This window comes from Burkholderia sp. BCC0506, assembly GCF_902833145.1.
In the GTDB taxonomy this organism is placed as follows: domain Bacteria; phylum Pseudomonadota; class Gammaproteobacteria; order Burkholderiales; family Burkholderiaceae; genus Burkholderia.
Genome location: NZ_CADFEN010000032.1, coordinates 1 through 553 on the forward strand (window position 1 = coordinate 1; position 553 = coordinate 553).

Consider the following 553-nt stretch of genomic DNA (forward strand, 5'->3'; position numbering starts at 1 on the left):
AATTTGCTCTTCGCTGAACCGCGACTTCTTCATGACAAGGGTTCTCCTGCGGCCTTGCCACTAACTTTACAGTGGGATACTTCGGAGGGGAAAGGTCACTTCGTGGCGAGATACGGGAAGAGAAGCGCGACTTTGATCGAAGATAGGATCAGTCCGCGACCGAATCACGGGCGATGGCGACCATTGGGAGAATCGGTGCCGTGCGTGATGTGCAGCGGGAAGCCTCGTAGAGAGTCTTGATAACGCTTCGCCGTCTGCTTTTTGGGCGCCGAAATGCAAAAACCCCCGCCTGTTCGGGCGGGGGTTTCTGGCTTGAGGGGAGCCTGACGATTACCTACTTTCACACGGGAATCCGCACTATCATCGGCGTGGAGTCGTTTCACGGTCCTGTTCGGGATGGGAAGGGGTGGGACCGACTCGCTATGGTCATCAGGCAAAGGGGGTTGTTCTGCTGGCGTGGCCAACAGAACCAATCTTGGAAGAAGCAGTAATTTAGGTTGTGAGCTGTATCTCACACGTACGCGGTACTTCAACCGTCGTACGTCGAGTGCCT

At 55.5% G+C, this 553-nt stretch carries 1 rRNA gene; it reads right to left on the minus strand.

The annotated features are described in order from the left end of the window. Positions 1-321 precede the first annotated feature (321 nt). Positions 322-434: ribosomal RNA gene (gene rrf, locus HWX62_RS32825) — 5S ribosomal RNA — on the minus strand. Positions 435-553: the final 119 nt, after the last annotated feature.